This window comes from Flavobacterium sp. AJR, assembly GCF_002156885.1.
Classification (GTDB): Bacteria; Bacteroidota; Bacteroidia; order Flavobacteriales; family Flavobacteriaceae; genus Flavobacterium.
In genome coordinates this window covers 1-13894 of sequence record NZ_NCWQ01000081.1, presented here as the reverse complement: position 1 = coordinate 13894, position 13894 = coordinate 1, and the positions used below count along the sequence as shown (strand labels likewise).

Here is a 13894-nt window from a genome sequence, read left to right as displayed (position 1 = left end):
GGTTTATATCGTATTTACTTGCATGATTAGCTTCTTACCTTTAGTTTTGTTCTGGCGAAGTATTTCGTGTGCTTTGGTTACAGTTTCAATATTTAACTCTCCGATAATTTCAATATTTGGCGGGGTTACCGATTCCTCTTTTATTAATCGAACTAGCTCTGACAATCCGTTTTTATAATACCCATACTCTTTTTCTACAGAATAGGTATAATTAGAAATATTCATGATTATAGCTCCTTTATTAAATAGCGTTTCTCTGGATTCTTCGGTAGAAAGTGCAGTGACATCCAGAAACGTTCCATTTGATTTTAAAAGCTTGGCTGCAATTTCTCCTATTTTATTTCCGACTAAATCCACTACAAAATCAAACTTTTGCTGGTTATTTTTTGCTAAAGAAAAAGTTGCTACATCATCTGTTTTATAATTAATAATTTGACTCTCCTTTACTCCTATTTCTTTTAATGATTGAATGCTTTCTTCATTTCCGGCTGTAACAATAAAGTTTGAGAATTTATTTGCTAAGAGAATTTTTACCAGCATTGCACCAACTCCTCCTGCTGCACCAGTTATTAAAACCGAATCGGAATTTTTTAATTTCATTCGGTTAAAAGATTGCAAGGCTGTTAATCCTGCCGAAGGAATTCCTGCTGCTTGCGCAAAAGATAAAAAGTTAGGTTTATGTACCACAACAGATTCTCTAATAGCGATATATTCAGCATAAGTTCCATTTGACCCCATACTTCCTGAACCTGAAAATACAGCATCGCCGACTTTAAAATCTTTGACATTTTCTCCAACCTCAACTACAATACCCGAAAGTTCTCGTCCTAAAATTGGAGAATGCATTAGTTTTCTTTCCAGTTCATTTTCTAACATCTGATAATCGATTGGATTAAATCCCGAAGCGATAATCTTTATCAATACTTCGCCTTCTTTTATTGTTGGCGTATTGACATTTTCTAAATGTAATTTGCCTTCTTTATCTGCTATAATTGCTTTCATATTTATAGATTTAAAACACAAAAATATTCTGAATATCATTTATATTTACTATCCGTTAACTAATGGTTACTAGTTACCTTAAAGAAACTATTATGGCAAAAATTAAAAGAGATGGTGTTTTGCGTGAAGCAAATTGTACAGAGGAACTACTTGCAATGCGAGATAGTCTGGACGTTTTGGGTGGAAAATGGAAACTGATGATTTTAAGATTCTTAACGAACAGAACGCATCAAGTTATTCATTTTAAAAAAATGCAACGCGAAATCGAAGGAATCTCTGCTAAAATGTTGAGTAAAGAACTCAAAGACTTAGAGGTTAATTTGCTTATTACAAGAGTGGTTCAGAATACTAGACCAATTACTGTTGCTTACTCAGTTACTGAATATGGAAAATCAGTTTTGCCCGTTACCGAAACCTTGGTACAATGGGGACTTAATCATCGTGAAAAAATTATCGAATCGATTTAATTAGTTAAGTCTAGCGTTTTAATAACTACAATAATCAAGATTCCTATTAATGCCATCCCGAATAAATAATCGGCTATTATTTCTAATTTTCTCTCTAATTTTTCTTTTAATGTCTTAATAGATAAAAAGGAAAAGAAGCAGGAAAAAATAAGAAATATAGCTATGATCGATGTGAATTCGTCTATATAAGTCGTTTCTGATTTATTTGTGATATGCAAAGACGTTATAACAATAAGACAAAAACCCAAAAGATTTGCCGATGTGTTTAATATGTGTTGTGAGGTTTTATTAGCCATATCGTAATCATTTTAATTACAAAATTATAAAGCTACATTTTTATTATGAAGAAGGAGCAATTGTTAATTGATAATTATTAATTGTTAATTACTGACGCTCAAGATGGTATAAAATTGGACCAAAGGTTCTCTGTAGAGACGCACCGCAGTGCGTCTACGCAATAAGAGTTAATACGTAAAATAACCTACTTCGAAAGCGGAGTCTAAGCCCCGCAAGCCCTTCTCCCGAAGTTTCGGGACGCTCAGGGTGACATGCGGTTAGTTTATGGTGTAACATCTTTACTTCTTAACTCACAAGAAACTCAACAAAGATTGTCGAGCTACTCGTGGAGATTGCTTCGCCAGTTCGCTATCGCTCGTGTCTTCCTTCGTCAGGAAGACAAGTTTGGGGGTTAGTTTATGTGTTAACCTATATTGCGTAGACGCACTGCGGTGCGTCTCTACAGAAAACCTTTGCCCCTCTGAACCTTTATTACTCTGAACCTTTATTACTCTGAACCTTAAAAAACCTCCCCCGCTATCATTTTCCCATTAAAAAACACGCCTTCTCTTTTTGGCAAACGGGCAACTGCTTCGGCTGAACAACTTGCTTTTACCAGAATAAAATTAGCATCATTTCCTACTGCTGGCCATACTCTGGCTCCTGCGTCGTTAAGAGGTAATATCTCGTTTGTAGTGGCAATATGCAAGGCACGACTTAAGCTATATTCGTCTGTCCAACCATATAGTTGTGCACATAATTTTGCTTTTTCGAGCATATCACAAGTCCCAAAAGGCATCCAGTGATCTACGATACTATCAGTTCCTGTCATTAATTTTACACCATACTTTTTTAAAGTCGGAATTGGCATAATTGTTCGTCCAATGGGAATTGTAGAAACAACTCCTATACCAAGTGCTCCCATTTGTTCAGCTACTTTTTCCAGATCTTTGGGTTCCATTTTTGCAAGAGCAAAACCATGGCTTATATATGTTTTTCTTTGTAGTTGTTTGTTTTCTTCGGTTCTTTTAATAATATACTCTATAGCGGCTTGCCCTGATGGAAGTCCTTCGTGCAAATGGATATCTATGCCTTTATTGGTATCTATTGCAATTTGAAACATGGTGTCAAGTGATTTTTCCATATTACCATCTACACTTGTTGGATCTAATCCGCCTATGAAGTCTACTCCCATTGCAGCAGCTTCTCGCAATAATGGTTCTGATTGTGAGTATAAAATTCCGTGTTGCGGAAAAGCTACAATTTCCCATCCAAAACTATCTTTGTTATTATCTAATGCTGCAAGCAAATGTTCTAAACTTTTAAGTCCGCTAACAGGATCTATATTACACTGGCAACGGGCAAAATAACTTCCTTGGCTTTGCATTAGTTTTATAGCTTCTTCTGCTTTATGCTGAGAATCTGTAAGCAATTGTGGTATAATCTTTTGCTCCAGCGTTATCATATCTTTTACGGTATATCCTTTTCTTGGCGCAGCATTCCAGTTTCCTCCGTAATAGGTTTTATCAATATGAATGTGCATATCACGTAATCCCGGAAGCATCAGAAGTCCTTTGGCATCGACCGTTTTTAATTTTGTAACTGGTTTGCCCGTAGTAATATTTTTTATTTTACCATCGCCAATATGCAAATTATATAAACCCGTTTTGGTGGCTACTACTTCGTTTTTATCGTTGTATTCAAAACCTTCTTCTAGTCTTACATTAACTAAAATATATTCTTTTAAATCCTTATTTTTTTTATCCTCAGCTTCTGTTTGTGTCATTGCTGTAGCACCAATTCCAGAAAACAATGCAGCTCCTGTTGCAGCGGCTCCAAGTCCTAAGAATTTTTTTCGGCTTATTATATTCTCTTCCATAAATTATATTTTATTTTGCTCCGGCTTGTTGTAGTATTTTAATCATTTCTGTATAACCTAATTTCTTAGCATGTCCTAATGGTGTTACGCCGTACTTATCGCCAATATTTACATTACAACCACCATCTATTAAAGTTTTTACGATATTTACATGCACTGGCCCGCCATCGCTAAGCAAAACTGCTTCTAACAATGCTGTCCATTTTAAATTATTAATATGGTCTATAGGAAAGTTTGGTGTATTTACTAAAAGTTTTACCACCTCTAGATGTCCTTTTTCTGCTGCTGGAATAAGTGCTGAACCTCCATAACGATTATATACTCCAAAATTTGCTCCGTGTTGTAAAGCTAGTTTTACGACTTCAAGATTTCCTTCTGCACCAGCGTATAAAAACGGACTATTTAGCATATTATCTTGCGCATTTACATCGGCACCTGCTTCAATTAATAATTTTGCTATTTCGTTATTATTATCATAAACAGCTCTCATTAAAGGGGTTTCTCCTTCTTTATTTTTTATTTCTAATGAGGGTTTCTCTTTTAAAAGTGTAGTTACACTAACAACATCTCTGGTTTCGACTGCTTCAAAAAGTGTTTTACTATTCATTTTTTCTGTTTTTATATCTGCTTGTTTAGAAGAACATCCGGCTAACAGTAGGATATTCAAAACTAAACAGTATAGCAAATTGCGTCTGTTTTGTATTTTTTCCATATTTTTTTAAAATCATAATTGCTTCTGCAAACAATAATTATTTATCATTTACAAAAATCGCTTAGAATTTTAAACAGCAATGGTATTTTTAATGAGAAGGATGGTAAAGATTATAACTTTCTTTAAAATCGCCTGGTGTTTTCCCAGCATATTTCTTAAATACTTTACTAAAATAGCCATTATCATTAAAGCCTAATTGATACGCTATTTCTTTTATTGATAAGTCGGTGCTTGTAAGCAATCGTTTGGCTTCGAGAATTGTTCGCTCTTTTATTACATCACTGGCTGATGTTTTTAAGAACTTTTGGGAAAGGATATTAAGATAGTTTGGTGTAATGTTGAGTTTATTGGCATAAAAATTTACTGAGGTTTCAGTTTGAAAATTTTTATCTATTAGTGTATTGAAGTTTTTTATTACTTTTTCTGGTCTTGCCGAAAAACTATATTCTGGAAATTGTTTGAGATAGTCTTTTTGCAATAGCTTAAATAATAAATGCAATCGAAGTAAAACTGTTTCTTTTGTAAGCAAATCATTTTGAGGTAATGCAATTTCTATTTCATGCAAATGCTTTTTAAATTCTTGAAATTCTTCTTGAGTTAAAGAAAGACAAGATGGTACGCTTTGCTCAAAAAATGGAAGTTGTGATAAATTAGAAAAAATAGTAACTATCTCTGATGATACCATAAGCTGAAACCCTGTGGTGTTTACATTAAGTGACCAATTATGTACTTGTCCTGGTCGTATAAAATATACCTGATTATCGGCTACTGTATGTTGTGTAAAATCTATACTATGAAATCCTGAACCTTGCTCTACAAAGAACACCATATAAAAATCATGTTTATGTGGTTGCTCGAATGCATTACGTCCTTTTACACTATGCTGAAATAGTGTAATACCCAAAGTTTCTTTGCCAATTATATTACCTACTGATAAAGTGGGAATAGGAAATTTGTTCAAGTGTATGGTATATTAGTTATGTATTTTCAAAAATATATAAATAAAGTTATAAAGCCCCACTATCAGTGCTTTTTTTACTATTTAGCCCTATGCTAAATTATATTCTTTTAAACTAAAATAAAGAAAAGAGGTTTAACTTTAAATAAAGCTAAACCTCTTTATGGCTAAATAAATTCATTTTTTTGACAATCTTTTATTCAACATCAATATTACTTATTATTAAAATTTATTATAAACTCGGAGCGTCTGTTTAGTTGATGCTCTTTGTCTGTGCATTTTACTCCATCGCTACATTTATTAATTAATTGACTTTCTCCATATCCTTTACCAGTTACTCTACTTGGTCTGGCTCCTTTGTTTAGGAGATAATCTACTGTTGCTTTGGCTCTTCTTTCGGATAATTTAAGGTTATACTCATTATCTCCTCGACTATCCGTATGTGATCTAATATCAACTGTTATTGTTGGATAATCTTTTAGAACTTGTACAATCTTATTCAATTCTTTTTCGGAAACAGGTTTGATTCTTGTATCATCAAAATCAAAATAAATTGGTTTTAATCCTAACTTTTTTGTTAGATCTGATCCGTCTGTAATCGATTTGTTATCTTCGGTTGTAAGCTCACTCGCATTAGGATCTGTATCAAGATATTTATTGATTTCAATCATTTGATTTTCGTTCTTTTGAACAATCTTCAAATCTTCTTTCCCTTGCAAATATCCTACCTTATCATACGTTAGGTGATAATCTCCCGGAGGAACTTTTATAAGATATTCTCCTGCATTATCGGTATAATAATCATCTATCTTTTTTTGATTGGAATCAAACAATGAGATTTTAGTTTTTGGTAATAATTCGCTATATTTTTTATCATATACTTTTCCAAAAACAAGAACATCATACTTTATTTTTAAAGGTTCCAGCTCTACAAAACTATAAATTTGGTCATCGCCTGTTCTGTTAGAAGCAAAATATCCTTTGCGTGTTTGCGGATTAATTATAAGTCCAAAATCGTCTCCAGGAGAGTTAATTGGTTTCCCAACATTTACCACTTTATAGGTGGTATTATCTGCGTTTTTAACTGCTTCAAAAACATCTAAACCTCCAAGTCCCGAATGTCCATCGGAAGCAAAATAAAACTCTCCTGCTGTGGATATTGTGGGGAATGTTTCTCTACCAATGCTATTAATCGAGGGTCCCATATTTTTGACTTCTCCAAATGTACCATCCTGATTTATTGCTACTTCATACAAATCTGTCTGACCAACTGTTCCCGGTCTGTCTGATGCAAAAATCAAACTCTTTCCGTCTGGTCTTAATGCTGGATGTGCATTTGAAAAGGATTCGTTATTAAAAGGTAAATCTTCGATATTGGTCCACTTATCATTTACAAGTGTTGCTCTGTAAATCCTTAATCGGTTGGTTTTTGTATCATCGACTCCATATTTATTACCTAAAAAATTACTTCGGGTAAAATACATTTGGGTACCATCTTTGGTAAATGCTGGTGTAGATTGATGAAAAACTGAATTTACTTTTCCATTCAACTTTTTAGCATCAGCCAAGTCGCCATCGCCAGTAATTGTAGCTTCATAGAGTTTAAAGAATGGCTTTTTATTCCATCTGTCTTTCATTCTCTCTACCACATTTGTATCTCTGGCTGACGTGAAAACTACCTGATTTTCTTTGTAAAATGTAGCTCCATAGTCTGGCATTTTCGAATTGATACTAACCGGTTTTATCGTATAACGATTAGATTGCCTCTCGACTTCTTTTAGATAATCGGTTCCGGAATTAATAGCTTCTTTTCCTGACTTGCTATTAAGTTCTTTTATGATTTTTGAAGCTTCATCAAATTGCCCATCTGACTTAAGACATTGCGCATAACGAAACAGTTGCTCATCGGTAAACTTATAATTATCTTTTAATTTACCTATCTGATTATAAGCCTTTAAAGCATTTTTGTAATCTCCGTTAAAGTAATAAGAATCTCCTAATTTTGCATAGATTCCCGAAGAGCCAAATTCTTTCTCTACCAGCTTATCATATAAATCGCTTGAACTTACGTATGCATAAGCTTGTTTATCGTATTCTTTTTCTGCTTTATCAACTAATTTAGTCTGCGAATGCATACTAAATAAGCCAAATAATGCTATCCAAAGTAGAAAATGTTTTTTCATAAGTATTTTTTTAATCATTAATTAAAAGAATCTTGGATTTATCATTCGTTTATTTGACTTATTGAAAAGATCAAACCTTAAGAAAATTTCGTGTGAACCTGAGTTATAATTTCCCAGATTTGTAGTTTCATAATCATACGCATACCCTATTTGTATTCCATCGGTAATCTGGAAACCTGCCAAACCACTCACGCTGGAATCTATACGATAGGCTAATCCTAGGGTTAGCTTATTACTAATTAAGAAATTAGCAGATACATCTACAGCTATTGGAGCTCCTTTTACTACTTTTACCAAAACTGCTGGCTTGAATCTTAAATTGGGGCTAAAATCAAAAACATATCCTGCAATACCATAATAATGAGCATTTGTTGTATAAACTGTTGAAGCTACATCATCATAATAATCTGTTTTTAATAATTTAGGAACTGATACTCCTATATACCAATTGTAGGTATGCATATAGAATCCCGCTCCTACATTTGGCAGGAACTTAGATTCTTTTCCGTTTAAATAGGGATCTGGATTTTGAATAGTTAATTTATTATAATCAACTACATAATTATCAAACCCTCCTGAAATACCAAAAGAGAATCTTAAGTCGTTATTACCTATAATTGTATAGGCATAATTAACCATTACTCCTGTATTATTTGTTGGCCCTATCTCGTCACTAACCACATTTAATCCAATACCGTTGGCATGGTACCCTAATGGACTTTGTATTGAAAAGTTCATCGTTTTTGGCGCACCATCTAAACCAACCCATTGTGTTCTATATAATCCCATTGCACTTACTACTTCCCTTGATCCTGTATAACCGGGATTAAAAGCCATAGTGTTGTACATATATTGCGTATACTGCGATTCTTGTTGTGCCGAAGCATTAAAAACTCCCAATAACAATATTGCTACTATGTAAAAAATCTTTTCCATTAGTTTATTTTATTGGTTATTGATATATAAATATCCTGAACTTTCGATCCCATCTCTACCATTACTGTATTTTAATACATAGAAATAGGTTCCTGTTGGAAGTTTTGCTCCTTTGTTTACCGTTACGCGCCCATCTGAATATCCTGTGAACATATTATCGCTCTCGTTATATGATCTTGCATCATATACTTTTACTCCCCAGCGATTGTATATCTCCACTCTATTATCTGGATACTTGTTAATTCCTTCTATAAGGAAACTATCATTAATACCATCTCCATTTGGTGATATTGCGTTATTTACAACGATATCTAGATTAGGATTAATGTCTGGTTTGTTAACTATAGCAATTGTAAAAATCCCATAGCCTCTTACTTGTGAAGTAACTAGTTTTGAATAACTTCCACTAATATTCGGATTGCTTGTAATACCGCCTTCATCTACCCATTTTGCCAAAGCAGTATCCCAACGTACTATAGATAATTTTTTATTGGGATCTGTTACAAAAAAGGCAGCAGGTGTTGTAGCTGGATCTAATGAAAGACTTAAAACAATCTTTTCGCTTCCTAAGTCTTGGGTTGTATTCCAATACTCTACCTCATCAATAGTTAGAATAATATCTTCTTTACTTGTATATGGACGGGTGCTTCCTGCATTATCGAGAAAATATTGGGTTACATAAACATTATTTGCATCTGTACCTACACCATGAAATGAGGGTCTGAAAAACAAATCGTCTCCAACTGGAAACTCAAACAATGCAACTCCTCTTTTTTCTACTTGTCCATCTACAAAGCTCAAATTACTAACATCTATGTGAGTCGCTTTTTCTTTGAAAATTACTTTACCATTATAAGTAGCAGCATCGACAATTCCGCTTTTAAAATCCACCTGCTTCCCTACAGAAATTTTGGTATACAAATGAAAAGGAACTAATGAGGATAGATTATCAAAGACTATATTCTGGAAATCTGAAACTGATGCACCTTCGATATTTTGCGCTGTTGTACCTGTAAAAAAGGTTGTTCCGTTATTAGCTTCTGTATATCTGACTATTCCATCATTATTAAAATCTGAATAAACGATGAAATTTCCATCATTTAAAACATTACCCGATATACTATTATTAAAGTCTGATACTGTAGCAAACTGTGTATTTGGCATAATCGTTAGTACACCCGAATTTGCCGTTTGTGCACCAAGCTGACTAATGAAAAACATGGATATAATAATAGTTTTTATATAAATTTTGATCATATTCTTTTATTTAAAGTGTTATGACAAATCGTGTCTTAAGTAAAACATTTAGAGTGATTAAAAACACCTCGATTATGTTATTTATAAAAGAGGTGTTTTCTCTAGTTCTATCCCTTGATTAAGGAATATTATAATTCACATTGATATTGTCTTGCACATATCCAATAGCCCATGCCATTGAATTAGCATAAAAAATACTATTATAAACTGTTGTACCACCATTATAAGGTTTAGAAAGCGGTAGTCCTGTTGTTGTAATTTTTGCAGGATAATCTGTTGTAGAATTATTTGTACTTGATGTACCTGTAAGTAATCCTCCATCTCCACAGAAAACATATCCTAATGAATTGTGTCTAAATGTTGTTACCCTGGCAGGAAGACCACTTATTGTTGCTAAACTACTAGTGTTTGCTGGTAGTGTCATAGAATAAGAGTTATTGTTATCACCACCTATAGCAAGCCCTTGTATGTTCCCGAAAGGACCATTTAAGATTGGATCAGCAATATTTACTAACGGATTTATGTAAGTACAATTATCTCTATTTACATCTGCCGCAGTTATTGTAGAACCACAAATAGAATTAACTAAAGTTGCTATACCTGCATTACCATTTTCCTGCGCCTGAATTAATACTCCTTTTTTGTTTTTAACAAAATCTGCCAGAATATTTAAAGTTGTCGCATCTGTCGTGTTATAATTATATCCTAAAACTATGATATCAATTTTATTGTTATTGATTAAGTTTTTTAATGTAGTTCCTGTATTAGTTCCTCCATTAACAATCTTAATTCCATCTACCTGTACTGTACCTGTAGGTCCAAAGTTTGCTAATGAAGCTAATACTGCTCTAGATGCATAAGCTCCTCCAGTACCTGGCTGATAAATACCATCTCCTAATCCTAAAACGTTCATTAAACGAATAACGAATGATACGCTTTTATTACAAGGGGTACTTCCGTTAGTACTATTTGCTGTAATGGCAAATGGATAGTTACCTCCTGAGGTTGGTGTACCAGTTGCTGTCATTACTACATTTTGTAATCCTGTTGTAGCAAATGTTCCTGTTGCAGAAAAAGTAATACCATTAACTGTATTCGTAGTAATTGAATAGGCTCCTACATAAGTTACTGTTACTGGAACTGTCATGGTATTTGTAGCATCCATTGCTGTTCCTGGGGCATAAGTACCCGCTACTGTTATTCCTCCACAATTAGTTACATAGGTAACTGGTTGTGCAGCTATAGTTACATTTAATGAACAAGTTCCTACTGTACCTGGAGTTCCTGTAACCGTAAAGGCTATTGCTCCTGATGCTGTTGGGGTTCCTGAACCACTTAAAGTTACATTTTGAGGTCCTAAAACTGATAAATTAATCAGTCCTGATGTAAATGTAATTCCGCTAGCTGTGGTAGTACTTATTGTTGTTTGACCTGTTGCGGTTACATTAATTGGTAAAGTGATTGTATTAGCAGCAATTAAAGGAATATTTTGCATGTAAACTCCGTTTTGTGTTGCTGTTGTACAATCCATTGTATATGCTACAGGAGCGACTGGAACTGAAATACCAGAACAAGAACCTGTGCCTGCTGTTGTAGCATTAGAGGAAAGGTTAAAACTATTTGTTCCTGATGCAATTGGTGTACCAGTTCCTAATAGATTAATTGTTTGAACTCCTAATGTTGTATAGGTACCCGTTGCGCTAAATGAATATCCATTTACTGTATTGGTACTCATACTCCAGAAACCTAGATTTGTTACATTTACTTCTACAGATAACTTATTTGCAACTGTAAGTGGGATCCCGATATTATAAGAACCTGTTGGTGCTATACTTGCACAAGTTATTGCAAAATCGACATTGGCTTTTTCTACATAAACATGAGGTACACATGAAACTGGTACTCCATTTAATGAAATAGTAAGTGCATCTCCTGGATCGCCTACTGTAAAACCATTATTTGGTGTACCTGTACCTGGCAAATTCAAAACATAAGAACCTGCACTAGGAAAAGTTCCGCTAGTTGTAAAATAATATCCATTACTATTTGTTGCTGATATAGTGTAGGTTCCTGGTTGAATTGCTGTAACTGGAACTGTCAAATAATTTGCCAGTGTTAAAGCTACCCCTTGTTTATAAGCACCATTACCAAGTATTTGAAGACATTCGTCTGCCGAAATTCCAAATACTGCCGGTGGTGGTGTACCACAAATACTTAACCATACTCCTTGTATCTGACTCCAATAATCAAAACATCCGGTTGTTGTATTAAATATTAATAATCCATCGGTTAAGTTAGCAACAGCAATTCCATCACGTTGTGCTGTAGTTAATCTTGAAGTTAACATTCCTTTGTTGTTACTTTCTAATTCAAACAATGCTCCGGGAAAGGCTTTGGTTGCCCCGGTACTTATTGTACCGTCCTTTAATTTTGTATTATCCGTTTGTGCAAAAACTGAGCAAAAACTGAGCAAACTAAATAATGTTGCTAGGATAATTTTTTGCGTTTTATATATATATTTCATAATCTTATTTTTTAGTCTAGAATAATATTAGTTGATACTTACGCTTTTTGTACTGAATACTAAAAAGCTGATAAGAACTTTTATCATTTTTTCTCTAGTATTAGTTTTTCTAATTTTTCCAAACGTTGATTCATCGATTCTGAAGCTAATTTCAATTCTTTAATTTCTTTGTCTTTTGCTTCAATTTCTTTGTTTTGCTCGATTATATGAAGGTATATCTCTTCTGTTTTTTCTAATAACTGAATTGATAACTCCGACATATTAAATGAATACCCTTCTTTGGTTTTTTCTAACTCTGTAATTGGAGTTATTCCTGGAAGGTGTTTGTTCTTTTTGATATAATCCTCTACCTCTGATAAACGTTTAAATTTATAATCGGCTTTGATTTCAGAAAAACCTTTAAAATAATCTTCGAATACATAATCCGCATAGTAACTATTGATTGTTGTAATAGCACCATTTACTCTCAATTTTTCATTAGTTGCTACAGATGGTGTTGTGTATCCAATTCCTACCCATCCGTTTGTATAAATATTTTCGGTATTTAATGTCGCTCCAACATTTGTTGTTGAACTAAACCAAGGCTCTTTTACAGCAGCACTCAAATCTATAGGGTTTACTGTTCCGTGTTCATCAGTAAAATCTAAAGTACCTGTTGCAAGATTTACTTGTAATGTTGTTAATGTTTGCGCATCTCCAACTAAATCTGTCAATTTAAAATCAGAAGAATTTCCTTCTTCATCTTGATAAATCAATGACTGAGTTGTACCATCATAACTCAATGAAGTTAATGTTTCTACTCCTTTAACTAAAACGGATAAATCTATTCCATTAGGAGTACCTACCTCATCTGTATAAGTCAATGTGTGTAAATCCTTAACATTCCCAAATTCATCTGTAACTTGTGTCACAACATCTGTTAATGATGTTAGCGTTTCTTTAATATCTACTGGAGTTCCCGCAGCTTCATTTGTATAAGTTGCAATGGTATTTCCTGTAGTTACTATTGGAGTTATTACTGTTACTGTTTCGTTGGCTTTAATAATAGCGTTATCAACAAAAGCTCCACCATCTGCTCCAACTGTTACAATATTACCAGCATCGGCACTTACAACTTGCGAAGTAACTACTGTACCTGCTTCATTTGTATAGGTTATTGCTCCTGTTGTTAAATTTTGAGATTCTGTAGTCAATGTTTCATTCGCTTTAATAACAGCATTATTTACAAAAGCTCCACCATCTGCTCCAACTGTTACAATATTACCAGCATCGGCACTTACTACTTGCGAAGTAACTGCTGTACCTGCTTCATTTGTATAGGTTATTGCTCCTGTTGTTAAATTTTGAGATTCTGTGGTCAATGTCTCGTTGGCTTTAATAACAGCATTATTTACAAAAGCTCCACCATCTGCTCCAACTGTTACAATATTACCAGCATCGGCACTTACAACTTGCGAAGTAACTACTGTACCTGCTTCATTTGTATAGGTTATTGCTCCTGTTGTTAAATTTTGAGATTCTGTAGTCAATGTTTCATTCGCTTTAATAACAGCATTATTTACAAAAGCTCCACCATCTGCTCCAACTGTTACAATATTACCAGCATCGGCACTTACTACTTGCGAAGTAACTGCTGTGCCAGCTTCATTTGTATAGGTTATTGCTCCTGTAGTTAAATTTTGAGATTCTGTGGTTAATGT

General features: G+C 33.8%; 11 protein-coding genes. 1 reads left to right on the top strand and 10 read right to left on the bottom strand.

Annotated features, from left to right (window positions below; genetic code table 11):
• Positions 1 to 3: 3 nt before the first annotated feature.
• A complete protein-coding gene (locus B8T70_RS19045) occupies positions 4 to 1002 on the bottom strand; it encodes an NADP-dependent oxidoreductase (RefSeq protein ID WP_086895862.1) in 999 nt (332 codons plus the stop codon).
• Positions 1003 to 1094: 92 nt separating this feature from the next.
• Between B8T70_RS19045 and B8T70_RS19040 the strand changes: the two genes are divergently transcribed.
• Complete coding sequence (locus B8T70_RS19040) at positions 1095 to 1469, top strand: helix-turn-helix domain-containing protein (protein WP_039114107.1); 375 nt, start codon at positions 1095 to 1097, stop codon at positions 1467 to 1469.
• Here the strand turns inward: B8T70_RS19040 and B8T70_RS19035 are convergent.
• The 9 genes from B8T70_RS19035 to B8T70_RS23955 all read right to left on the bottom strand — a co-directional run.
• Positions 1466 to 1765 carry a hypothetical protein gene (locus tag B8T70_RS19035; protein WP_086895861.1) on the bottom strand — a complete coding sequence of 100 codons (300 nt, stop codon included), beginning with the start codon at positions 1763 to 1765 and terminating at the stop codon, positions 1466 to 1468. The genes B8T70_RS19040 and B8T70_RS19035 overlap by 4 nt on opposite strands.
• A 500-nt stretch (positions 1766 to 2265) precedes the next feature.
• Positions 2266 to 3624, bottom strand: a complete 1359-nt coding sequence (locus tag B8T70_RS19030; RefSeq protein WP_086895860.1) for an amidohydrolase — start codon at positions 3622 to 3624, stop codon at positions 2266 to 2268.
• 10 nt (positions 3625 to 3634) lie between these two features.
• Complete coding sequence (locus tag B8T70_RS19025; RefSeq protein WP_086895859.1) at positions 3635 to 4336, bottom strand: ankyrin repeat domain-containing protein; 702 nt, start codon at positions 4334 to 4336, stop codon at positions 3635 to 3637.
• Positions 4337 to 4424: 88 nt separating this feature from the next.
• Positions 4425 to 5297, bottom strand: a complete 873-nt coding sequence (locus tag B8T70_RS19020) for an AraC family transcriptional regulator (RefSeq protein WP_086895858.1) — start codon at positions 5295 to 5297, stop codon at positions 4425 to 4427.
• A 209-nt stretch (positions 5298 to 5506) separates the two neighbouring features.
• A complete protein-coding gene (locus tag B8T70_RS19015) occupies positions 5507 to 7477 on the bottom strand; it encodes an OmpA family protein (protein WP_165763231.1) in 1971 nt (656 codons plus the stop codon).
• Positions 7478 to 7498: 21 nt separating this feature from the next.
• A complete protein-coding gene (locus tag B8T70_RS19010) occupies positions 7499 to 8413 on the bottom strand; it encodes a type IX secretion system membrane protein PorP/SprF (RefSeq protein ID WP_039116768.1) in 915 nt (304 codons plus the stop codon).
• A gap of 9 nt (positions 8414 to 8422) precedes the next feature.
• Positions 8423 to 9670 carry a gliding motility-associated C-terminal domain-containing protein gene (locus tag B8T70_RS19005; RefSeq protein WP_086895856.1) on the bottom strand — a complete coding sequence of 416 codons (1248 nt, stop codon included), beginning with the start codon at positions 9668 to 9670 and terminating at the stop codon, positions 8423 to 8425.
• Positions 9671 to 9788: 118 nt separating this feature from the next.
• Positions 9789 to 12194 carry a hypothetical protein gene (locus B8T70_RS19000; protein WP_039116769.1) on the bottom strand — a complete coding sequence of 802 codons (2406 nt, stop codon included), beginning with the start codon at positions 12192 to 12194 and terminating at the stop codon, positions 9789 to 9791.
• 83 nt (positions 12195 to 12277) lie between these two features.
• Positions 12278 to 13894, bottom strand: a 1617-nt coding sequence (locus B8T70_RS23955) for a hypothetical protein (RefSeq protein WP_086895855.1), incomplete at its 5' end; no start/stop codon positions are given.

What these genes read in the sequence shown, in the direction of transcription:
- B8T70_RS19040 (WP_039114107.1), top strand. Translation starts at nt 1,095, where the DNA reads ATGGCAAAAATTAAAAGAGATGGTGTTTTGCGTGAAGCAAATTGTACA.
- B8T70_RS19045 (WP_086895862.1), bottom strand. Translation starts at nt 1,002, where the DNA reads ATGAAAGCAATTATAGCAGATAAAGAAGGCAAATTACATTTAGAAAAT.
- B8T70_RS19015 (WP_165763231.1), bottom strand. Translation starts at nt 7,477, where the DNA reads ATGAAAAAACATTTTCTACTTTGGATAGCATTATTTGGCTTATTTAGT.
- B8T70_RS19035 (WP_086895861.1), bottom strand. Translation starts at nt 1,765, where the DNA reads ATGGCTAATAAAACCTCACAACACATATTAAACACATCGGCAAATCTT.
- B8T70_RS19025 (WP_086895859.1), bottom strand. Translation starts at nt 4,336, where the DNA reads ATGGAAAAAATACAAAACAGACGCAATTTGCTATACTGTTTAGTTTTG.
- B8T70_RS19005 (WP_086895856.1), bottom strand. Translation starts at nt 9,670, where the DNA reads ATGATCAAAATTTATATAAAAACTATTATTATATCCATGTTTTTCATT.
- B8T70_RS19010 (WP_039116768.1), bottom strand. Translation starts at nt 8,413, where the DNA reads ATGGAAAAGATTTTTTACATAGTAGCAATATTGTTATTGGGAGTTTTT.
- B8T70_RS19030 (WP_086895860.1), bottom strand. Translation starts at nt 3,624, where the DNA reads ATGGAAGAGAATATAATAAGCCGAAAAAAATTCTTAGGACTTGGAGCC.
- B8T70_RS19000 (WP_039116769.1), bottom strand. Translation starts at nt 12,194, where the DNA reads ATGAAATATATATATAAAACGCAAAAAATTATCCTAGCAACATTATTT.